Genomic DNA, 19,751 nt, shown 5'->3' on the forward strand with positions numbered 1-19,751 from the left:
GTAAACCCTAATTTATAATAATTTTACCTTATTATGGTCGTTAAAACCCTTAAATATGCTTATTTTTGCAGCAAACAAATATTGTCATGAATAAATGTGATCAATGCATTGTACGTCAGCTAAGCTCATTAAAAGCCCTTAACAAAGAAGAAGTCATTAAATTAGCCAGCAGTAAAACCTCTTACAAAATTAAAAAAGGTGAAGCCATTTTTGAAGAAGGCGAAGTAACCAATGGCGTTTTTTGTATAAAAGATGGTGTCGGTAAGCTTTCGAAATTGAGTGCAAACGGAAAGGATCAAATTGTAAAATTGGTTAAATCTGGCGAACTGCTTGGACAGCGCTCGATGATTAGTAATGAGCCGGCAAACTTGACAGCAAAAGCGATTGCCGACATGGAGGTTTGTTTTATTCCTAAAACTGAAATCATCAATTTCTTTAACAATAACAATCAGTTTTCTTTAAATCTGATGCAGTCTGTTTGCGAAGATTTAAAAGAATCTGAAAACGAAAAAATTGCTTTAGTTCAGAAAACCGTTAAACAACGACTTGCCGAAACTTTATTGCAATTACATGACGAGTTTGGCGAAGACGCTGACAAAACGCTTAAAGTTCAGCTAACAAGAGAAGAACTTGCAGGAATTATTGGTACTGCAACAGAAAGCTGTATTCGCTTATTATCTGATTTTAATAAATTGGGATTAATAGAATTGGTTGGTAAAAAGATTATGCTTAAAGATGTTCGCGCTTTAAAGAAATTAGCCGACAACTAGAGTTTTTTAGCTTCATTCCAGAAAACGTCCATTTCTGTAAGTGTCATATCCATTAATGGCTTACCTAATTCGTTTGCTTTACTTTCTAAGTATTGAAAACGCTTTATAAACTTTTTATTGGTTCTTTCTAATGCGTCTTCTGGATTTACATTTAAGAATCTTGCGTAATTAATCATAGAAAACAAAACATCTCCAAATTCGTCTTCGATTTTATCTTGGTTTCCAGATTTTACCTCATCTTGCAATTCTTGTAATTCTTCTTGAACTTTATCCCAAACCTGATGAGGTTCTTCCCAATCAAAGCCTACTCCTTTAACTTTATCTTGAATTCGGCTCGCTTTCACTAAAGCTGGAAGACTTCTTGGCACACCTTCTAAAACAGATTTTTTACCTTCTTTCAGTTTTAATTTTTCCCAATTTTGTTTTACTTCTTCTTCATTTTCTACTTTTACATCTCCATAAATATGAGGATGACGATGAATTAATTTCTCGCAGATTTCATTACAGACATCAGCAATATCAAAATCATTGGTCTCACTGCCTATTTTTGCATAAAAAACAATATGAAGCAGTAAATCTCCCAATTCTTTTTTAACTTCATTTAAATCATTGTCCAGAATAGCATCGCCTAACTCGTAGGTTTCTTCGATTGTGAGATGTCTCAGTGTCTGCAAAGTTTGCTTTTTATCCCACGGACATTGCTCACGAAGTTCATCCATGATATTCAATAATCTCTCAAATGCTTTTAACTGGTTTTCTCTGCTCATTTTGAAGTTTTCTTTTGATTTAAACTCGATTCTGTAAAATTAAAAAATCCTGTCAAGAAAACATCTTAACAGGATTATTTTATGTTTAAAGAAAAACTACTATTCTTCTTTTTTAGCTTTTGCTTTTTTAGCTGCTGGAGCTTTTTTTGGCTTTTCTGCAGCAACTGGAGCTTCTTCTTTTGGCTCTTCAACTGCAGGAGCTAAGTCTGTAACTAATCCTTTTGCTTGAAGCGTGTTGTACCAATTTAATACTTTTTTGATATCTGATGGATAAACTCTCTCTTCGTCATAATCTGGAAGAATTTGTTTGAAATAAGCAGACAAAGTAGCATTATCTTCTTTATGAGAAATAGCTTGTCCTTTATTTTCTTTAACGGCAATCTGCTGCATTACTTCAGTTAACGGTTTTTCACCTTCATAAGTATAAATCGAAATTTCAGACAATAAACTTACATTGCTTTTTAGATTTACAGTAATCTTCTTCCCATCAATTAATGATTCCGCCACAAAACCTGTACGAGTTTGTACTTTTAATTCGTATAAACCTGGTTTTCCTGAAATGGCTAAAATTTTCGTTAAATTCATTTTTATTAAAATTAGTATTAAGAATTTGATTTATTTTTTGTTTCTAACTATTTAGAAAACTTACCTTGCTTTTTTAGCTGCGAAAAATTTCATTCTATATTCCTGAGACGTTTTTCCCTCAGTAATATTTTTCAATTTCTTTTGGATTAAACGCTTCTTAAGAGATGATATTTTATCTGTAAACAAAATTCCTTCAATATGATCGTATTCGTGTTGGATAACTCTTGCGATTAATCCGTCAAATACTTCCGTTTTCATTACAAAATCTTCTTCACAATATTCAATTGTAACAGTTGGTTTTCTGTAAACGTCTTCACGCACATCTGGAATACTTAAACAGCCTTCATTAAATCCCCACTCTTCTCCTTCTTCTTTAACGATTTTAGCATTGATAAAAGTCTTCTTAAAGCCTTTCAAATCTTTTTGCTCCTCTGAAGGAAGATCCTCATCATCACTAAAAGGCGTTGTATCTATAACAAACAAACGAATAGGAAGCCCAACCTGCGGTGCTGCAAGTCCAACTCCATACGCATTGTACATCGTCTCGTACATATTTGCGATCGTTTCTTTTAGGTTTGGATATTCTGGTGTAACGTCCTGCCCTACTTTTCTTAAAACAGGATCACCGTATCCTACAATTGGTAAAATCATTTGTTTTTATTTATATTTAATATGCTGCAAAAACAGAATTAAAGTTATGCTATTTCAGCTGGCAAAAATAGTAAAAAATAGTCAAGAATGATTCTAATAAACTATTATATCGCATTTTTTACAAGCTGTTAAAAATCTCATCCATAATTATGCCAAAATCACTCCTACAATTCTTACCTTTGTTAGTAAACCTCTTTTTATGATTGATAAGATTTCAAAATTTACAAACAGCACTTCATTTTTCAATGCTTCCAAAGTAACTATTGCTTCTGTTGTTCCTGTTTTAGTCTTAAATTTTTTAGGCCATTTTGAAATTGGGTTCACCATCGCACTTGGAGCTTTTTACACCTATCCTAGTGATATTCCGAGTTCTCTTAGCCATAAAATAAAAGGATTAATTGCTGCCTCATTTATTGTTTCAGGCGTTAATCTACTTGTAAATCTCGTCTATCCATATCCTTTCCTTTTTTATATCTTTTTAGGATTTCTATTGTTTTTGTGCTCTATGATTTCGGTTTACGGGCAGCGAGCAACTCTGATATCTTTCTCGGCTTTATTATCGATTTCTCTTTCTTTTGGACATTTACATGAAGGTTGGGAAGCTTTTGAATATTCTGGCTTTATTTTTATCGGAGGAATTCTGTATTTGGTAGTATCTCTTGTTTTTCATTTTGTACAGCCCTATAAATATGTAGAATTACAAATCGCTGAAGGAATAAAACTTACTGCCAAATATCTAAAACTAAGAGGTGATTTATGGAGCCCTGAAGCGAACAGAAAAGCTATTATCGAGAAACAGCTAGCTGTACAGGTAGAATTGAATCTTATTCATGAAGATTTAAGAAAAATGCTGATCGGAAACCAGAATGCATCTGGAATTACAAGTCAGAATAGAAAAATGCTTTTAGTTTTTATTACTTTAGTCGAAATTCAAGAATTGGCGCTGTACACTTCTTTCGATCATAGCAAACTTCATGAAAAATTCGCCAAACATCCCGATGTTTTAAGAACGTATCAAAATGTTGCCTATAAACTAGCTTCAACTCTCAAGAAGCTTTCAAAAAATGTCCGTCATATTAGTGTTTATGTTGACAAACATGATTTGAAAAACGAATTGGATGCTCTAGAATTTGCCATTTTTGATTATGAAAAAACATTAGGCAAAGAAGAAGCCGCAGAAGGAGTTTTAATGCTGACCAATATGCTGAAATATGCTAAAAATCAGGTTGGAAAAATCAAAACCATTCAGCGAGCACTTTCTCTAGCTATGCAGTCTTACAAACTAAAAGACAAAGACAAGGAGCTTGAAAAATTCCTTACACCACAATATTATCCGTTGAGAACTTTAATCGAAAATTTAAGTTATTCTTCATCAATTTTCAGACATTCGATACGATTAACCATTACTATTTTAATCGGTTTCTTTCTCGGACAAGTGCTTCCATTTCAAAACGTATATTGGATTCTGCTTACGATTGTAGTAATCATGCGCCCTGGTTACGGCTTAACAAAAGAACGATCTTACAACAGGATGTTCGGAACTGTTTTGGGAGGATTTATAGCTTTCGGAATTGTATCGGTTATTCAGAATCACGTAGCATTGAGCATTTTCTCTATTGTATGTATGCTTTTGGGAATTTCATTTACCCAAATCAACTATAAGATAAGTGCAACATTTGTTACGATGTATGTCGTTTTTATTTACGGAATTCTTACCCCAGATATCAATGAGGTAATCCAATACCGAATATTAGATTCGCTTGCCGGAGCCATTTTGGCCTTTATTGCCAATCAGTTTTTATGGCCTGCGTGGGAATTTATCAATACGCCAATTCATATCGAAAACACGATTCGAGCCAACAGGAATTACCTCAAAGAAATTGCAGATTTTTATAATAAAAAAGGTGAAGTTCCTACTTCTTACCGTCTTGCAAGAAAAAATGCTTTTGTTGAAATAGGCAATTTAATGACTTCTTTCCAGCGCATGATGCAAGAGCCAAAATCGAAACAGAAGACAATGCCTTTGGTGAACAAATTGGTAGTTTTAAACCACTCTTTATTATCTGCTTTGGCTTCATTGTCAACTTATATTCAGTCGCACCAAACCACTTCTGCATCAGATTCTTTTAATTATATCATCAAAACAATTTTAGCCAATTTGGATCATTCTATTTCTGTTTTAAGAAATGAAGTTATTATAAAGGATACCTTTTTTGAAAAAGAAGATGTGACTTTGCAATTTGAAGAATTAAAGCGAAAGCATTTTACGCGCTTAGCCGAAGATGATGATTTGGATAAGGAAACGCGTCAGGCTAAAATGCAGGAAGCACAAATGGTAATTGAACAATTGATCTGGATGAGTAATCTGGCAGAAAAAATTCTAAAAAACACAACCGACCTAAAAAAAACAAATCCAGATTAATTCATCTGGATTTGTTTTTTTTATATAAATGAGGAAAAGCTTAATTTAATTTTAAAACTTCTGCTGTTTGTTTTCTAAGCTCTTGTAAAAGTTCTGGCTTATCATTTAAAGTCTGACCGTAAGAAGGAATCATTGTTTTTAATTTTGCTTGCCATTCTGGTGTTTTAATTTGATGCGTAAAACATCTGCTGATCAAATCAACCATAATTGCTACAGCTGTAGAAGCACCTGGAGAAGCACCTAATAAAACCGCCAACGTTCCGTCATGCGTATTAATTACTTCAGTACCAAATTCTAAAACTCCGCCATCTTTCTCATCCTTTTTGATCACCTGAACACGCTGTCCTGCTTTTTCCAATTTCCAATCTTTTGAACGAGCTGTTGGAAGATATTCGCGTAAAGCTTTCATTCTATCTTTTGGCGACTGGCGCACTTGCTCGATCAAATATTTTGTTAATGGAATATTGTGATATCCTGCAGCCAGCATCGGAATTAAATTGTTAGGCTTAATAGATAACGGCAAATCTAAATAAGAACCATTTTTCAAGAAACGAGTTGAAAACCCTGCAAATGGACCAAAAAGAAGTGCTTTTTCCCCATCAATTACACGAGTATCAATATGCGGAACAGACATTGGAGGAGCTCCAACACTTGCTTTTCCGTAAACTTTTGCTTGGTGTTTAGCAATTACCTCAGGATTTGTACATTTTAGCCATTGCCCGCTTACAGGGAAACCTCCATATCCATTTCCTTCAGGAACATTTGCTTTTTCTAATAAAGGAAGAGAACCTCCACCTGCACCAATAAATACAAATTTAGTATAGGCTTTACGAGTTTTTCCTGTCGACAAATCTTTAATTTTAATTCTCCAAGATTTATCTTCACGCTGTTTTAGTTTTTTAACCTCATGATTAAAATACAAAGAAACACCATCTAATTTTTCTAAGTAATTGAACATACTTCTTGTTAAAGCACCAAAGTTAACATCGGTACCAATTTCCATATGTGTTGCTGCTAATTTTTCGTCAGCAGTTCTGCCTTCCATTACCAATGGCATCCATTTCTGAAGTTGCTCAAAATCTGTACTGAAAGTCATATCAGAGAAAATTGGATTGCTTTGAAGCGCCTCAAATCTCTTTTTTAAATAATCTACGTTTTTATCTCCCCATACAAAACTCATATGAGGTACGCTTTTAATAAAATTATCCGGAGACGGCACTTTATTTTGTTGCACTAAATAAGACCAAAACTGGCGAGAAATCTCAAATGATTCTGCAATGCTTATTGCTTTTTTAGGGTCTATACTGCCATCTGCCTTTTCTGGAGTATAATTTAATTCACAAAAAGCAGAGTGTCCGGTTCCTGCATTATTCCAAGCATCAGAACTTTCAGCTGCTGCAACATCTAATCTTTCGTAAATTTCAATTTTTATATCTGGTTGTAATTCTTTCAAAATTACCCCAAGAGTGGCACTCATTATTCCAGCGCCAATGAGTACTACATCACTATTTGAACGTATGGTTTCGTCAGGCATAACAGTATTTTTATTTAAAGTGCAAAGGTACTTTTTTAATTGCAAAAAAAAACTAATTTTTAGGTGATAAAAGTTAGGATTTTCTAAAAACCATTAAATTATAAATAAAAAATACGACGAACAGCGTTATTTTTTTGCGGAAAGATAATCTTGAAGCAGAATTGTAGCAGAAATTTCGTCTATCAAACCTTTGTTCTGACGTTGCTTTTTATTTAAACCGCTGTCGATCATAGTTTGAAATGCCATTTTTGAAGTAAAACGTTCATCAACACGAATTACTTTCATATCGGGGAAAATATTCGAAAAATGAGTTACAAAGCCATTAATCACAGAAGCACTTTCAGACGGAAGACCGTTCATTTGTTTGGGTTCACCAATCAAAACCGCTTCGACTTTTTCTTTAGCAAAATAATCTTTCAAAAAGTCAATCAAAGTATGAGTCGGAATTGTAGTTAAGCCTGAAGCAATAATCTGCATTTCGTCTGTAACAGCTATTCCTGTGCGTTTTTGTCCGTAATCTATTGAGAGGATTCTTGGCATGTTTTGAAATTTTTATAAAAGATTTAGAAAGTAAAATTATAATCTTTAAAGAGAGTCTTTATATTTTATAAAACCGAAAATGAAAACAATGTTTTTATCGGTATCAACTTCATAAATAGAAACGTAACCTTTAAAAACATAATCCCTAATATTTTCATCATCAAAATATCTTGATTTTTTAAAGAGAAAAGGCTGTTTTAAATCTTTTTTAATATTTCGTAGCAAATCTTTCCTAAACTTTAGTGCTGCTCCAGGTTTATCTTTATAAATATAATGAACTTGTTCTTTTAATAATTTTAAAAATTCATTCGAAATTTTAATTATCATATTCCGAAAATGTATTGTCTAAAATTGAATCTACTTCATCTATTGAATACAACTTTTCATTACCACTTTTTAATTTAGCATAAGCTGCATGTATTTTTTTTTTATCATTTTCAAAGTCAGAATCTTCTTCAATAATTGTCAATTCACTAGGAGAAAACTCACTTAATAACTTAAGTACTTTCTCTCTAATCTCTGGCTGAAATTCCAATCTAATCGCTTCCATAATACTTTCATTTTCCATACAAATATAAACCTTTTTAAATTCATGATTTTTAAATTAAACTTAAAAACAAAAAAATCCGCCTTGAGAAACTCAAGACGGACTTTTATCCAAATATTCAAACCTAAAAAATAACTCAATTTATCTTCCAAACAATCGGCCAAAAAAACCTCTGTGTTCTTCTTCCTCTCCTGCATCTTCTTCTTCACTGTAATTAGCAAACTTAGATTGAGATTTTTCGTGCTCGTAAATCAACTCCTTAATATATTCAACGTATGTTCTCTTTTTCTCTTCTAAGAATCCTATTAAGTACTTTTCGCTAAATTCAACTCCGCTTGCGGCTTCAATCTGCAATAACTTTTTATATAAAGGTTCAATATGCATCGCAATAACTTCCTGCGGTACAGCTTGTCTTCTTCCGAAATAATTTACAATAACGTCGTTTTCGTCTCGGGCGATTTCAAAATCGGTAATTACCCAATAGTATCTTCCAGACTTTGCAAGGTTTTTTACAATAGCGTGAAAGTTTTTCCCGTTTTTAAGATTTTCCCAAAGCACTTTAAAGATTACTTTTGGCATATCAGGGTGACGTATGATATTATGAGGCTGCCCCATTAATTCATAGTCTTCGTAACCACAAACGTCTACAAACACTTCGTTGGCATATTCTATAATACCAAAAGCATTTGTTTTACTCATAATAACCTGAGTTTTATCCCAGCTTACTTCTTTGTCAATGATTACTCTGTTTTGAAGGTGATTTTCTTGATTCATATTTTACTGCTTATATGATTATTTATGGAATGGAATTGTTGATCAACACTGCGAAATTAAAGTGAAGAAAAAGCAGAAACCCTGACTTTTGTCATATTTTGATATAAAAAAAACTTCTAGTGGTAACAGTATTAGTAAAAAATACAAATCGCTTCATTAACCTTACAAATAAGAAACAAAAAGTTAAATCTGTAACATTTTCAAACCGTTTTACTTTTTTGCATTTCTACAAATACCTTATCTTTGCCAAAAAATTAAACGTATGAATTCTTTACAGACTATAATTGAACAAGCTTGGGAAAATAGAGCTTTATTACAAGAAACCGCAACAACTGATGCTATTAGAGAAGTTATCGAATTAGTAGACGCTGGAAAATTACGTGTTGCTGAACCAGTTGGTGACAAATGGCAGGTAAACGAATGGGTTAAAAAAGCGGTTGTGATGTATTTTCCGATTCAAAAAATGGAAACATGGGAATCTGGTATTTTTGAGTACCACGACAAAATGTTGCTAAAAAGAAATTATGCTGAAAAAGGAATTCGTGTAGTACCAAATGCTGTTGCGCGTTATGGAGCTTATATCTCAAGCGGTGTAATCTTAATGCCAAGTTACGTAAACATTGGTGCTTATGTAGACGAAGGCACAATGGTTGATACTTGGGCAACTGTAGGAAGCTGTGCTCAAATTGGTAAAAACGTACACTTAAGCGGTGGTGTTGGTATTGGTGGTGTTTTGGAGCCATTGCAAGCTGCTCCAGTTATTATCGAAGACGGTGCTTTTATCGGTTCTCGTTGTATAGTGGTTGAAGGCGTTCACGTTGGTAAAGAAGCAGTTCTTGGAGCTAACGTATGTTTGACAGCTTCTACAAAAATTATCGATGTTACAGGTGATGAGCCAGTTGAAATGAAAGGTTATGTGCCTGCTCGTTCTGTGGTTATTCCTGGAAGCTACACAAAGAAATTCGCCGCTGGAGAATTCCAAGTTCCTTGTGCATTAATCATTGGAACTCGTAAACCGTCTACAGATTTAAAAACTTCTTTAAACAATGCACTTCGTGAGTACGATGTTGCTGTATAAACTTTAAAAAGTCTAAATATTTAAAATCCAAATTCCAATAGATTATTACTGGAATTTGGATTTTTTTTATTACTTATTTTTTTGAAGTTTAATAAGTTTAGCATATTTCATATAAGAGAAAAAAGCCTGAATCATTGCGATTGATAATCCGTCAAGACCGTTAAAGATTCCTTTTTTAAAGAAATAGCATCGAACAAAAGCTACAGTTCCGTTCAAAACAGGTTTAAAGGCATTAATTCTTTTTCCTTGATCATACAACTGCTGCGCATGCCATCCAGAATATTGATTCTTTTTAGCAATAATCTGATCAAAAGAATCCCATCCGTAATGCAAAATGTGCACTGCAACTTTTTTCTCATTTTGAGCTATAATTTTCTGATGCACTTTAGAATCTGAAGGATGAGCAGTCTGTTTATTAAAAAAACGAACTTTATGATCTGGATACCATCCTGAAAAATCAATTAGTTTATCGGCCAAAAAGTTTTTTACTCTAAAACTTAAAGCATCATGATTTCCTTCCAAATATTTTTTCTTTAGAATAAAATCTTCTGCATCTTTATCTAGAAACTCATCGGCATCAAGATTTAAAATCCAGTCGTTTTTACAAAAAGGCAATCCGTGGGTACGCTGCGGGCCATCGCCTAAAAATGCCTGCTGAATAACTTGTGCACCCTTTTCTTTAGCTATTTCTACTGTACGATCTTTACTGAAAGAGTCTACAATAATAACTTCATCACAAACTTTAAATAAGGCATCTATACATTTTCCAATGTTTTTTTCTTCATTGAAAGTAATAACCAAACCGCTAATTCCCATTATAAATTTTAATTTGTTGACCACAAAAATATAACTTTTTAATTTAGTTTAATCTTAATTACCGCCATCACTTGTGCACTTCATAAAATAGTTTGTACTTTAGCTTTCAAATTGAATAAAAAACCAGATGAGAATATTAGTTATCCAACAAAAAAGAATTGGAGACGTTTTAACAAGCACAATTATTTGCAACAACTTGAAGAGCAAGTTTCCTGACTCTACAATAGACTATATGTGTTATCCCAATTCGATTGATGTTCTAAAAGAAAATCCGAATATCGATAACATCATTCCGGTGACTAATAAAATCCGAAAATCGACTTTTGGATTCCTTAAATTCATTTTTGAGATTCGAAGAAAAAAATATGATGCCGTGATAGACGTTTACAGCAAATTAGGAACTAGTTTAATTACGTTTTTTTCTGGAGCAAAATATAAAGTTTCGTATCATAAATGGTATTCTAATGTCTTTTACAATTATAGTTACGAACGTTTTGATGCCATAAAATCAGAATATGGATTGGCAATTGAAAACAGGTTGTTACTCCTTAAACCATTTTTTACTGAAAAGATAACGAATGTAAAACCGAAAATCTTTTTAAAAGAATCTGAAATTGCAGAAGCAAAAAGCATTTTAAAAAGCTACAATATTGATCCTGAAAAACCTCTTATTATGTTTGGAATTTTAGGAAGCGAGCACTACAAAACCTATCCGCTTGACGGAATGGCAAAAATTATTGATTTTACCGTAGCAAAAACAAACGCTACAATTCTCTTTAATTATATTCCGAACCAAAAAGAAGAAGCTTTGGAGGTTTACAACCATTGTTCTGAAGAAACAAAAAAGCATATTATTTTCGATTTGTACGCTACAGATTTACGTCAGTTTTTAGCAATACTTTCTCAATGCGAGATGTTGATAGGAAATGAAGGAGGAGCTGTAAATATGGCCAAAGCACTAGAAATACCAACTTTCTCTATTTTTACTCCTTCTGTTAGAAAAGAAACTTGGCAGTTGTTTGAAAATGAAGCAAAAAATGCTTCAATTCATTTAAAAGATTTAAAACCTGAGATTTACGAGAAGCACACCGAACAATACATAAAAGAACACACTTTTGAATATTATGCTGAATATCCGTTGGAACTTATGCTTAAAAAACTAGAGACTTATTTTCAGGAATATAAAAATTGAAAAAGCAAAGCATCACCAATGAATAGTGAAAAGCAAAAATTATCAGTATTGATTATTACGCTTAATGAAGAACATCATATAAAATCACTTCTTGAAGACATTGATTTTGCAGATGAAATAATTGTTGTTGATTCTTACAGCACCGATAAAACGGTACCTATAGTCGAGTCTTTCAAAAACGTAAAATTAATTCAGAATCCTTTTATTGATTATACCTCTCAGCGAAATTTTGCCTTAGAGCAAGCTGAAAACTCATGGGTTTTATTTATTGATGCTGACGAAAGATTAACACCTGAATTAAAATCTGAAATCGTTACTGCAATTAATGCTGAAAAAGCCGCGAGCGCTTATTTTGTATATCGTATTTTTATGTTTAAGGAGCGCCAACTAAACTTTAGCGGCTGGCAAACCGACAAGATTTTTAGGCTTTTTAATAAATCAAAATGCAGATACAACGAAGAAAGAACCGTTCACGAAAAACTGATTGTAAACGGACCAATCTCTACTTTAAAAAATAAAATTATACATTTCTCCTACTCTTCTTATGAGGATTATAAATCGAAAATGTACAATTATGGAATTCTTAAAGCCAATGAGAAATTTGCAAAAGGAATAAAACCTTATTTCCTTCTGCTATTTCTTCATCCTTTATACACTTTTTTGTATCAATTTATAATCCGATTGGGTTTTCTGGACGGAGGAAAAGGCGTAACAATCTGTTATCTGAATGCGTACAGCGTTTTTGTTCGCTATAAAGAGTTAAGAAGAATTACTTCTTCCAGAATTTAAGTTTCTTTTTCAGACGTTTTTTTCGATAAAACTTTTCTTGAAAATCTGAAGTGTCTTTCCATAAAGTATTGAAAATCTTCTCTTCAGGTTCGTTGTAATATTTAGCATATTCGTTACTCATTGTTGCCACCATTTCTTTTAATGGAGTCAAACGGCATAAGTTTTTCATACGCGTTTCAAAAGACATTGTATCGTGAAATTCCATTCTGTTCAAATCAACTAGAAAAAAATCATAGCTTCCGCTGGCATTCTTTTTTATTAAAGTATTTCCTGGAGAATGATCCAAAAATTCAATTCCCTTTTCATGAAGATCGAAACTGAATTTGGTAAATTGTCTTAGAATATTATCACGATCTGGATAATCAGGCACTTCTACAAGCTCTCTATAGGTCAAGTCGCACAAAAGATGCTCGCTTACATAATAGCTGTTTTCTAAACCTAATAAAGACGAAAACTCTACAAATGCAATAGGTTCTGGTGTTCCAACACCCAACTCTATAAGCTTGTTTGCATATTCAAAAGATCGTCTGGCTTTTGATTTTCTAAAATATTTATATGCTATTTTATTAATAAAATGAGGAATCTTGAAAGATTTCACGTTTATAATCTTCCCATTTAGATCAAATAATTTGATTTTATTTCGATCGCCATTTCCAAAAAGTTCACCAGAAGAATCAAAACTGCTGATAATTTGTTGTATTGAATGTTCTTCGGACTTAAATTTTTTGCTTATTTCAAATGACATAATGGGTATCTATACTTTTAAAATTCAAAAATAACTAAATGCTTTCATAGAAATAAAAAAAGAAAAGAATATTTTTACAAAAAGTAATCCTTTTCTTATATATTTGTAAAAATTTAAAGCAATGAAAATATTAAATGTTACCTCGATGATTGACTTTCGAGGCGGCGATTCGCAAATGTATACAATCTACAAGCTATTAGCTCATAAAACGGATCTAAAACAATATATTTTATGTCCCGATAAAGCTGTTTTAGCGGCTATCTGCAAAAATGACAACGCTAATTTTTTTACTTACCAAACAAACCGATTCAAATTATTCAGTCTGATTTTATCTATTATTAAAATCTGCAAAAAAGAATCGATAACCGTATTGCATATACATGATTCAACTTCTTTAACTGCTGCCCTTATTGCTTTAAAATTTTTAAATAAATCAATTACTTTAATCTTCAGCAGAAAAAGAAACAATAAAATTAAAGACAAATTTTTAAACAGATATAAATATTCGCATCCTAGAATTCATAAAATTATATGCGTTTCTAAGGCTGTTGAAGCTATTTTTGAAAAAATTGTAGACAAAAGCCGCCTTATAACAATTTATGACGCTATCGATGTTGAACAATTTGCTCAAAAGACAAATCAAAATCTGCTTCATAAAGAGTTTAATTTTGCACCTGAAACCAAAATTGTTGGAAATGTAGCCGCTCTTACAAGTCAAAAAGACATACACACTTTTATTGACACAGCTAAACTAATTAAGCTAAAAACAAACACTTCTGAGTCAATAAAATTTATTGTAATTGGAGACGGTCCTCTTAAAGAAGAGCTACTAAATTATGCTATCGCAAATGATTTAGAGCATGATTTATTTTTTACTGGATATCGAAATACTGCCGATTTACTTCCAGAATTTAATATTTTTCTATTAACTTCGATAACCGAAGGGCTTCCATTGACTATCTATGAAGCTTTTGCCTGTAAAATTCCTGTAGTATGTACTAAAGCCGGCGGAACCCCAGAGGTCATTACAAACGGTGAAACGGGATTTCTAGCCGATTTAAAAGATACCGAAAGGTTATCCAATAGCGTACTTAAAATTATAAATAATCCAGCTTTACAGGAAAAAATAAAAACCAATGCTTTTCAGCTCGTTAGTCAAAATCATAATCTTAGCATAATGCAAAAAAGCTATTATGATTTTTACAAAAGCTTAAATTAATATTGATCTAAAATTGGTTTCCAAAACTTATTCACTTTAGGTTTGTTAATGGCATGGCAGCCAAAAGGAAGTTTATTACCTGCTATTTTCATAGCAATTTCTGGTTTTCTATCAATGGCAAAAAGCACACCTTCTTTATAATCCGGAATTCTAAAATTTGAATCAAATTCGGGAGCTTTTAAAGACCAAAAAACGTCTTCTGTAGCATAAATTGGCTTTTTTTCTGATTTTAAAAAGTCTGCTATAAATTGGCTTTTTTCTTTTGCAATAGCAAAATGCGAAGCCACTTTACGTAATGAAAATCCGCCATTACCTACTTTATAAAAAATCTGTTCGCGCTCTTTTTTCTTTGCCGATCTAAAATTTTTAGTAATTGCATTCAATATTTTCTTTCCAAAAGTGTCTACGGGAGTTGCAATCCAGGGAGCTCCAATATAATCGTAACCTTTCTGGCACCATTCTGCTAATTCATTTCTAAAAACGAATGCATCAAGCTGATAAATCAATATATATTCTGAGTCCAAAAAAGGCTCGTAAAATTCAGGCAATAGCAAAAGCTCATTATAACCATCTATAGTAGCAAAATGATGTTTTGGAAAACTTTTGAAAGTTAAATTCTCATATTTTTCAGTCAAATAAGAACAATTTAATCCTTCTGGATGCGCAATTACAATTTCATAATCTTTTAAAATTTTGCAGCCTTGTAAAAATGATTTTTCTTCTAATTCTCCAAAATATTCCTTGTATACAGGAATAACTACTTTTGCTAATACTTTATTCATATGGTTTTTGGTTAAAGCAAAACTGCTTACGGCTTGGATTTTTTGCTATTTGGTATTTTAACTTTAAGTGCAAAAATAATCTTATAAATTACAAAAACTTAATTATTGCCAAGTAAATTTGATTTTTTTACCAAATAAAAAAATTAATTTTGCACTTTACATATTCCATTTATAATGAACGAAGAAATTATCAACGCATACGAAGTAATTAAGGAAGGCGGTATCATTTTATATCCAACAGATACAGTTTGGGGAATTGGCTGTGACGCTACAAACCCAGAAGCTGTTGCTAAAATCTACAAATTAAAACAGCGTGCAGAAACACAAAGCATGATTGTTTTAATGAATGGCGAAAAGATGCTGTACAATGTGTTTAAAGAGATTCCTGAAGTTGCATGGCAAATCTGGGATTTATCGGAGAAACCCACTACTTTAATTCTTGATGATGCTAGAAATGTTGCTCCAAATATTATTGCTGAAGACAAATCGTTAGGAGTTAGATTGGTAAAAGAACCTTTCTGCTTCAAATTAATGGAGAGAATGAAAAAACCTTTGGTTTCTACTTCTGCAAATATTTCTGGACAACCAACACCAATAGCTTTCAAGGACATTAGCCCAGAAATCATTAAAGGTGTTGATTATGTGGTGAAATTAAACCAAGATAAAATCAACGGAAAATCTTCTACGATCATCAAATTAACCAAAGATTCTCAGGTAAAAGTAATTCGTAAATAGCTTTTTTTTGTTTCAGGTTTCAGGTTTCAGGTTTCAGGTTTCAAAAACTTTGAGTGTAGTTTTTACCGCAAAGTACGCAAAGAAGGTCTTATTGAGAATCTAAATTAGAGTTAAAAAAAGTTCGCAAAGCTTTATCAAAACAAGCTTTGCGAACTTTTTCATTTTAATGGCTCTAAAAAAACTTAGCGACCTTTGCGTAATTCTTAGCGCACTCTGCGGTTAAAAAAACTTAGAATCTCAGAACCTTAGTATCTTAGCCACTTATACCGTTTTCAAGCTCTCAATCAGCCAATCGATATCTTCCTTGGTGTTGTAGTGACTAAATGAAATTCGGAGATTTGGTAATTTCAAATCGGTCTCCGAAAGCATTTCGTTTAAAACGTGCGAAGGTTTAATGCTTCCAGACTGGCAAGCGCTTCCTCTAGAAACTGCAATTCCTTTCATATCTAAACTAAAAAGCAGCATCGAAGTTTTATCTGATGAAAACGGGAGAATGATATTGATAATATTATAGAAATCTTCTTTTTTTCCGTTAATTCTGAAATTTGGAAAATGAATTTCTAATTGTTCTATTAGATAATTTTTCAAACCTAAAATATAACTCCTTTCTTCTTCTAATTTTCCATATGAAATAGACAAAGCTTTTGCCATACCAGCAATCTGATGCACTGCTTCTGTTCCTGCGCGAAGGCCTTTTTCTTGTTCTCCTCCAAAAAGCAAAGGCTGTAAACCAGAATTTTTTCGAATAAAAGCAAATCCGATACCTTTTGGCCCGTGAAATTTATGTGCACTCGCCAAAATAAAATCAATAGGTGTTTTTTGCAGATCGATTTCCGTTTTTCCAATAGATTGAACTGTATCCGAATGAAATAAAGCATTATACTGCTTGCAAATCAAACTTACACGATCTAAATCTAAAATTGTCCCCGTTTCGTTATTGACATGCATTAAACTAACCAAAGTCTTTTTTTCTTCGGATAATAAATTAGACAAATGCGTTAGGTCTAGACTACCGTCTGCATTCACATTTACATAATCAACTTGAATATTGTATTCTTCCTGAAGCACCCAAACAGTATGCAAAACAGCATGATGTTCAATTTTTGAAGTAATAATTCTCTCCACCTTCAAATCTTCAACAGCAGAGCGTAAAATCCAGTTGTCGGCTTCTGTTCCGCCAGAGGTGAAAATTATTTCTTGAGCAGTGCAATTTAAGTGTTTTGCAATACTCTTTCTAGAAAGTTCTAATATGGTCTTACCATTTCGACCAAAACTGTGTGTAGACGATGGGTTTCCGTAATCCTCAAGCATTATTTTTGTCATTTCCTGAATTACTTCAGGACGCATGGCAGTTGTTGAGGCATTATCTAGATATACTTTTTTCATTGCTGCAAAGTTAAGAAATATCAATTGTCAAATCTTAAATATCATTTGGCAATTTTTTCACTATTTTTGACCCAAATAAATTTTACGATGAAAAAATATGCTGCCCTCCTATTATTTGCTCTTTTCTTGAATGGATGCGATGATGGAGATTTAACTGTAGACGAAATAGATTTTGCTGATGTACAGGAATCGTCAGCCTGTGATCCGTTAACCAATACTTTAATTTATAAACTAAAATCTCAGGAAGCACTTTTGCTTCAATTACCTGCAGGAGCAATTGTTAATGATCAAGGAACCTACACGTATACTATTGACGCAAATGGAAAAGGATCGTACCGTGTCGTTTATAGAGCTTATGACGGAACTGTAGCAAAAGATAATATTTGTGGTGCTATACCTCCTACCACTCCAAAAGTAACTGAAGAATGGAATGGAGTTGAAGGTTTGATTGAAATCGTAACTACACAAACAGAAGTGCCAAACACTAATAATGACGGAGGAAGTAGAATTACTGGCTACGAACATAGCATTATTTTTAAAAACATAACATTTGCAAAACCAGCAGGAAACCAAACAGAAGCTGAATTTGTATTTGGAAAATATAATACTACTGTAACACCTGCTGATTTAACCTTCAAAACCAATCCGAATGGTTCGGCTTATGAATGTGACAACAAAACTTATAATTACAACAATTCATTTTATTTATCGATTGAAGATATCGATCCTGCACTACTTGTCAATGAAGTAACAACTAGTAACCAGCCACGTACAAGTTTAATAACAGCTACACAAAACAAAGTGTTTTACAGAACTGCATTGACAGAAACTGGATCTATTACACCAGCTTTTATTTGCGCTAAAGTACAACCAAGTTCTCCTGCTATCGATGAAACATGGACAGGCCAATTTGGTGTAGCAAACATAAGCGGAATTATAGAAGTAACCACTACTGTATCACCTAATGCATTAGGTCAAGTTTATACGCACACAATTGTCCTTAAAAATGTAATTTTATTAAAAGGAAAAAGTAATTTCAAACTTGGAAACAGCTTCGTTCTTGGAAAAATTGAACGACAAGCAACCAACTAAAAGTATATTTTTTACAAAAAATAATTCTTACAAAAAAACGTCTGTTTTTTGAAATGATTTTAGAACTAAATCACGACAAAAAACAGACGTTTTTTTTATGTTTTATAATGAAACTTTTGTACTAAAGCAAGCCTTATTATTTATTGTTTTGCCTTATATAAACTTCGGTTGCTCCAAGTCCATATTTTTGATAATTGGCATCTTGGAAATCAATTCCGTCATAACGGCCTAATAAAAAATCAAGTTCGGCTTTCAAAATTCCTTCACCCACGCCATGAATAAAAACGATTTTCGGAATGCGATTTCTAATCGCAAATTCGATATGTCTTTTTGCCGTCTCGGTCTGTAATGTCAAAATATCATAGTTAGACATTCCGCGTTTATTTGGAACCAATTTTTCGATATGCAAATCAAATTCCGGAACACCAACATCGCGTTTATCTTTCTTTTCTTTAACAAAACTTCTCGGTTTTGGCTCTGTTTTCTCTTTTGAAACTTCATCTAAATCAATTCTTTTAATAGAATTCATTAAATTACTGGTTTCTTGTATTTTAATCAGTTCGTTGACTAAAAATGTCATCATAAATCCATCCTCAGTTTCAATCAAAACTTCATTGTTTTTAACCGAAATCACCGTTCCGTTTATGGCTTCATCAAGTACAGAAACCTTATCTCCTTTTGCCAGCATTCTACTCTTCTTTATCGTTATTTTTACTTGGTGTTTTAGCACTAAGCTGCATCATTCCGAACATGAAAACTACAATTGCAGCAATCATGATATAGATGTTTTTTTCTTCTGAAACTTGCTCATAAAGCGCAACCGAAATTGCAAGAATCATTATTATAATTTTAAAAGTTTTCATCCTTCCTGTATTTTAAGATTTCAAAAGTATAAAACTTTCAAGTACTTGTTCTATACCACTCCAAACGTTTGTCATATTTTTTTAGTAAAATTGCAAAAAAGATTCACCATGAGCTTAGAGAAATACATGATCCCTTGCCTATTCAAAACCTTCTTTGGTTATGACTGTTTAGGATGTGGATTTCAGCGCTCTTTATTCTTACTTTTTCAAGGTGATTTTTTTGGTGCTTTTAAAATGTATCCAGCCATTTATACTTGTCTTTTACTCTTCCTTTTTATCGCGTTTCATTTCTTAGATAAATCAAGAAATTACAAAAAAATCGTTTGGAACATTGCTGTGGTAAATTTCATTTTTATGCTCGGCGGCTATTATTTCAAACACTTTTATTTTTAGATTTTAGATTTTAGATTTTAGATTTTAGATTTTAGATTTTAGATTTTAGATTTTAGATTTTAGATTTTAGA

General features: G+C 32.5%; 23 protein-coding genes. 9 read left to right on the plus strand and 14 right to left on the minus strand.

Translation table 11 applies throughout. The features are described 5' to 3' along the window. The first annotated feature begins 86 nt into the window (after positions 1 to 86). On the plus strand, positions 87 to 770 hold the full coding sequence (locus tag AC3Y25_RS23095) for a Crp/Fnr family transcriptional regulator (protein ID WP_250835536.1): 684 nt from the start codon (positions 87 to 89) through the stop codon (positions 768 to 770). On the opposite strand, the gene mazG is transcribed toward AC3Y25_RS23095, so the two are convergent. The 3 genes from mazG to def all read right to left on the minus strand — a co-directional run bounded on the left by mazG (position 767) and on the right by def (position 2,773). Then, entirely contained in the window at positions 767 to 1,537 is a 771-nt protein-coding gene (mazG, locus tag AC3Y25_RS23100; protein ID WP_111424177.1) for a nucleoside triphosphate pyrophosphohydrolase, read from the minus strand. The two genes, AC3Y25_RS23095 and mazG, sit on opposite strands and share 4 nt — an antisense overlap. A gap of 99 nt (positions 1,538 to 1,636) precedes the next feature. Beyond that, positions 1,637 to 2,122 (minus strand): DUF5606 family protein, encoded by a 486-nt coding sequence (locus tag AC3Y25_RS23105; RefSeq protein ID WP_250835535.1) that lies wholly within the window; start codon positions 2,120 to 2,122, stop codon positions 1,637 to 1,639. Between the two features lie 60 nt (positions 2,123 to 2,182). Further along, entirely contained in the window at positions 2,183 to 2,773 is a 591-nt protein-coding gene (gene def / locus AC3Y25_RS23110; RefSeq protein ID WP_250835534.1) for a peptide deformylase, read from the minus strand. Positions 2,774 to 2,972: 199 nt separating this feature from the next. On the opposite strand from def, the gene AC3Y25_RS23115 reads away from it, so the two are divergent. Beyond that, entirely contained in the window at positions 2,973 to 5,195 is a 2,223-nt protein-coding gene (locus AC3Y25_RS23115; RefSeq protein ID WP_427872964.1) for an FUSC family protein, read from the plus strand. A gap of 40 nt (positions 5,196 to 5,235) precedes the next feature. Here the strand turns inward: AC3Y25_RS23115 and AC3Y25_RS23120 are convergent, their stop codons facing one another. The 5 genes from AC3Y25_RS23120 to AC3Y25_RS23140 all read right to left on the minus strand — a co-directional run bounded on the left by AC3Y25_RS23120 (position 5,236) and on the right by AC3Y25_RS23140 (position 8,590). Beyond that, complete coding sequence (locus AC3Y25_RS23120; protein WP_489904382.1) at positions 5,236 to 6,729, minus strand: malate:quinone oxidoreductase; 1,494 nt, start codon at positions 6,727 to 6,729, stop codon at positions 5,236 to 5,238. Positions 6,730 to 6,855: 126 nt separating this feature from the next. Further along, the gene (ruvX, locus tag AC3Y25_RS23125; RefSeq protein WP_177210155.1) at positions 6,856 to 7,269 is read right to left on the minus strand and encodes a Holliday junction resolvase RuvX; all 414 of its coding nucleotides are present in this window, start codon (positions 7,267 to 7,269) and stop codon (positions 6,856 to 6,858) included. A gap of 45 nt (positions 7,270 to 7,314) precedes the next feature. Then, positions 7,315 to 7,596 (minus strand): type II toxin-antitoxin system RelE/ParE family toxin, encoded by a 282-nt coding sequence (locus tag AC3Y25_RS23130; protein ID WP_489904383.1) that lies wholly within the window; start codon positions 7,594 to 7,596, stop codon positions 7,315 to 7,317. Further along, positions 7,586 to 7,837 carry a hypothetical protein gene (locus AC3Y25_RS23135; RefSeq protein ID WP_427872960.1) on the minus strand — a complete coding sequence of 84 codons (252 nt, stop codon included), beginning with the start codon at positions 7,835 to 7,837 and terminating at the stop codon, positions 7,586 to 7,588. The genes AC3Y25_RS23130 and AC3Y25_RS23135 overlap by 11 nt, the downstream gene beginning before the upstream one ends. 120 nt (positions 7,838 to 7,957) lie before the next feature. Then, complete coding sequence (locus AC3Y25_RS23140) at positions 7,958 to 8,590, minus strand: PAS domain-containing protein (protein ID WP_095930926.1); 633 nt, start codon at positions 8,588 to 8,590, stop codon at positions 7,958 to 7,960. Between the two features lie 262 nt (positions 8,591 to 8,852). Between AC3Y25_RS23140 and AC3Y25_RS23145 the strand changes: the two genes are divergently transcribed. Beyond that, positions 8,853 to 9,668 (plus strand): 2,3,4,5-tetrahydropyridine-2,6-dicarboxylate N-succinyltransferase, encoded by an 816-nt coding sequence (locus AC3Y25_RS23145; RefSeq protein WP_248726233.1) that lies wholly within the window; start codon positions 8,853 to 8,855, stop codon positions 9,666 to 9,668. A gap of 69 nt (positions 9,669 to 9,737) precedes the next feature. On the opposite strand, the gene AC3Y25_RS23150 is transcribed toward AC3Y25_RS23145, so the two are convergent. After that, a complete protein-coding gene (locus AC3Y25_RS23150; RefSeq protein ID WP_489904391.1) occupies positions 9,738 to 10,484 on the minus strand; it encodes a glycosyltransferase family 2 protein in 747 nt (248 codons plus the stop codon). A 127-nt stretch (positions 10,485 to 10,611) separates the two neighbouring features. Here AC3Y25_RS23150 and AC3Y25_RS23155 point away from each other — a divergent pair, with 127 nt between their 5' ends. Further along, the gene (locus tag AC3Y25_RS23155) at positions 10,612 to 11,676 is read left to right on the plus strand and encodes a glycosyltransferase family 9 protein (protein WP_489904384.1); all 1,065 of its coding nucleotides are present in this window, start codon (positions 10,612 to 10,614) and stop codon (positions 11,674 to 11,676) included. 18 nt (positions 11,677 to 11,694) lie between these two features. Further along, positions 11,695 to 12,465, plus strand: a complete 771-nt coding sequence (locus AC3Y25_RS23160) for a glycosyltransferase family 2 protein (RefSeq protein ID WP_489904385.1) — start codon at positions 11,695 to 11,697, stop codon at positions 12,463 to 12,465. Here the strand turns inward: AC3Y25_RS23160 and AC3Y25_RS23165 are convergent. Next, positions 12,446 to 13,210: a Kdo domain containing protein gene (locus tag AC3Y25_RS23165; RefSeq protein WP_489904386.1), complete on the minus strand. Its 765-nt coding sequence runs from the start codon at positions 13,208 to 13,210 to the stop codon at positions 12,446 to 12,448. The two genes, AC3Y25_RS23160 and AC3Y25_RS23165, sit on opposite strands and share 20 nt — an antisense overlap. A gap of 121 nt (positions 13,211 to 13,331) precedes the next feature. Between AC3Y25_RS23165 and AC3Y25_RS23170 the strand changes: the two genes are divergently transcribed. Further along, positions 13,332 to 14,429 carry a glycosyltransferase family 4 protein gene (locus AC3Y25_RS23170; protein ID WP_489904387.1) on the plus strand — a complete coding sequence of 366 codons (1,098 nt, stop codon included), beginning with the start codon at positions 13,332 to 13,334 and terminating at the stop codon, positions 14,427 to 14,429. Here AC3Y25_RS23170 and AC3Y25_RS23175 read toward each other — a convergent pair. Continuing rightward, complete coding sequence (locus AC3Y25_RS23175) at positions 14,426 to 15,211, minus strand: DUF5672 family protein (protein ID WP_489904388.1); 786 nt, start codon at positions 15,209 to 15,211, stop codon at positions 14,426 to 14,428. The two genes, AC3Y25_RS23170 and AC3Y25_RS23175, sit on opposite strands and share 4 nt — an antisense overlap. A 174-nt stretch (positions 15,212 to 15,385) precedes the next feature. Here AC3Y25_RS23175 and AC3Y25_RS23180 point away from each other — a divergent pair, with 174 nt between their 5' ends. Further along, positions 15,386 to 15,946: an L-threonylcarbamoyladenylate synthase gene (locus AC3Y25_RS23180; protein ID WP_489904389.1), complete on the plus strand. Its 561-nt coding sequence runs from the start codon at positions 15,386 to 15,388 to the stop codon at positions 15,944 to 15,946. A gap of 261 nt (positions 15,947 to 16,207) precedes the next feature. On the opposite strand, the gene AC3Y25_RS23185 is transcribed toward AC3Y25_RS23180, so the two are convergent. Next, a complete protein-coding gene (locus tag AC3Y25_RS23185) occupies positions 16,208 to 17,332 on the minus strand; it encodes a cysteine desulfurase family protein (protein ID WP_427872948.1) in 1,125 nt (374 codons plus the stop codon). Between the two features lie 87 nt (positions 17,333 to 17,419). Between AC3Y25_RS23185 and AC3Y25_RS23190 the strand changes: the two genes are divergently transcribed. Then, entirely contained in the window at positions 17,420 to 18,424 is a 1,005-nt protein-coding gene (locus tag AC3Y25_RS23190) for a hypothetical protein (protein ID WP_489904390.1), read from the plus strand. Positions 18,425 to 18,560: 136 nt separating this feature from the next. Here AC3Y25_RS23190 and AC3Y25_RS23195 read toward each other — a convergent pair whose 3' ends face one another. Both AC3Y25_RS23195 and AC3Y25_RS23200 read right to left on the minus strand, forming a co-directional pair. Further along, positions 18,561 to 19,112 carry a DUF8465 domain-containing protein gene (locus AC3Y25_RS23195; protein ID WP_427872945.1) on the minus strand — a complete coding sequence of 184 codons (552 nt, stop codon included), beginning with the start codon at positions 19,110 to 19,112 and terminating at the stop codon, positions 18,561 to 18,563. A gap of 1 nt (position 19,113) precedes the next feature. Then, on the minus strand, positions 19,114 to 19,287 hold the full coding sequence (locus AC3Y25_RS23200; RefSeq protein WP_008462622.1) for a hypothetical protein: 174 nt from the start codon (positions 19,285 to 19,287) through the stop codon (positions 19,114 to 19,116). 126 nt (positions 19,288 to 19,413) lie between these two features. Here AC3Y25_RS23200 and AC3Y25_RS23205 point away from each other — a divergent pair, with 126 nt between their 5' ends. After that, positions 19,414 to 19,680, plus strand: coding sequence for a DUF2752 domain-containing protein (locus AC3Y25_RS23205; protein WP_489904392.1), 267 nt, complete (start codon positions 19,414 to 19,416; stop codon positions 19,678 to 19,680). Positions 19,681 to 19,751 lie beyond the last annotated feature (71 nt).

The organism is Flavobacterium sp. LK-23 (assembly GCF_058135255.1).

Bases quoted from the DNA above. Each gene is read 5' to 3' on its own strand.
- AC3Y25_RS23095 (WP_250835536.1), top strand. From the start codon at position 87: ATGAATAAATGTGATCAATGCATTGTACGTCAGCTAAGCTCATTAAAA.
- mazG (WP_111424177.1), bottom strand. From the start codon at position 1,537: ATGAGCAGAGAAAACCAGTTAAAAGCATTTGAGAGATTATTGAATATC.
- AC3Y25_RS23105 (WP_250835535.1), bottom strand. From the start codon at position 2,122: ATGAATTTAACGAAAATTTTAGCCATTTCAGGAAAACCAGGTTTATAC.
- def (WP_250835534.1), bottom strand. From the start codon at position 2,773: ATGATTTTACCAATTGTAGGATACGGTGATCCTGTTTTAAGAAAAGTA.
- AC3Y25_RS23115 (WP_427872964.1), top strand. From the start codon at position 2,973: ATGATTGATAAGATTTCAAAATTTACAAACAGCACTTCATTTTTCAAT.
- AC3Y25_RS23120 (WP_489904382.1), bottom strand. From the start codon at position 6,729: ATGCCTGACGAAACCATACGTTCAAATAGTGATGTAGTACTCATTGGC.
- ruvX (WP_177210155.1), bottom strand. From the start codon at position 7,269: ATGCCAAGAATCCTCTCAATAGATTACGGACAAAAACGCACAGGAATA.
- AC3Y25_RS23130 (WP_489904383.1), bottom strand. From the start codon at position 7,596: ATGATAATTAAAATTTCGAATGAATTTTTAAAATTATTAAAAGAACAA.
- AC3Y25_RS23135 (WP_427872960.1), bottom strand. From the start codon at position 7,837: ATGGAAAATGAAAGTATTATGGAAGCGATTAGATTGGAATTTCAGCCA.
- AC3Y25_RS23140 (WP_095930926.1), bottom strand. From the start codon at position 8,590: ATGAATCAAGAAAATCACCTTCAAAACAGAGTAATCATTGACAAAGAA.
- AC3Y25_RS23145 (WP_248726233.1), top strand. From the start codon at position 8,853: ATGAATTCTTTACAGACTATAATTGAACAAGCTTGGGAAAATAGAGCT.
- AC3Y25_RS23150 (WP_489904391.1), bottom strand. From the start codon at position 10,484: ATGGGAATTAGCGGTTTGGTTATTACTTTCAATGAAGAAAAAAACATT.
- AC3Y25_RS23155 (WP_489904384.1), top strand. From the start codon at position 10,612: ATGAGAATATTAGTTATCCAACAAAAAAGAATTGGAGACGTTTTAACA.
- AC3Y25_RS23160 (WP_489904385.1), top strand. From the start codon at position 11,695: ATGAATAGTGAAAAGCAAAAATTATCAGTATTGATTATTACGCTTAAT.
- AC3Y25_RS23165 (WP_489904386.1), bottom strand. From the start codon at position 13,210: ATGTCATTTGAAATAAGCAAAAAATTTAAGTCCGAAGAACATTCAATA.
- AC3Y25_RS23170 (WP_489904387.1), top strand. From the start codon at position 13,332: ATGAAAATATTAAATGTTACCTCGATGATTGACTTTCGAGGCGGCGAT.
- AC3Y25_RS23175 (WP_489904388.1), bottom strand. From the start codon at position 15,211: ATGAATAAAGTATTAGCAAAAGTAGTTATTCCTGTATACAAGGAATAT.
- AC3Y25_RS23180 (WP_489904389.1), top strand. From the start codon at position 15,386: ATGAACGAAGAAATTATCAACGCATACGAAGTAATTAAGGAAGGCGGT.
- AC3Y25_RS23185 (WP_427872948.1), bottom strand. From the start codon at position 17,332: ATGAAAAAAGTATATCTAGATAATGCCTCAACAACTGCCATGCGTCCT.
- AC3Y25_RS23190 (WP_489904390.1), top strand. From the start codon at position 17,420: ATGAAAAAATATGCTGCCCTCCTATTATTTGCTCTTTTCTTGAATGGA.
- AC3Y25_RS23195 (WP_427872945.1), bottom strand. From the start codon at position 19,112: ATGCTGGCAAAAGGAGATAAGGTTTCTGTACTTGATGAAGCCATAAAC.
- AC3Y25_RS23200 (WP_008462622.1), bottom strand. From the start codon at position 19,287: ATGAAAACTTTTAAAATTATAATAATGATTCTTGCAATTTCGGTTGCG.
- AC3Y25_RS23205 (WP_489904392.1), top strand. From the start codon at position 19,414: ATGATCCCTTGCCTATTCAAAACCTTCTTTGGTTATGACTGTTTAGGA.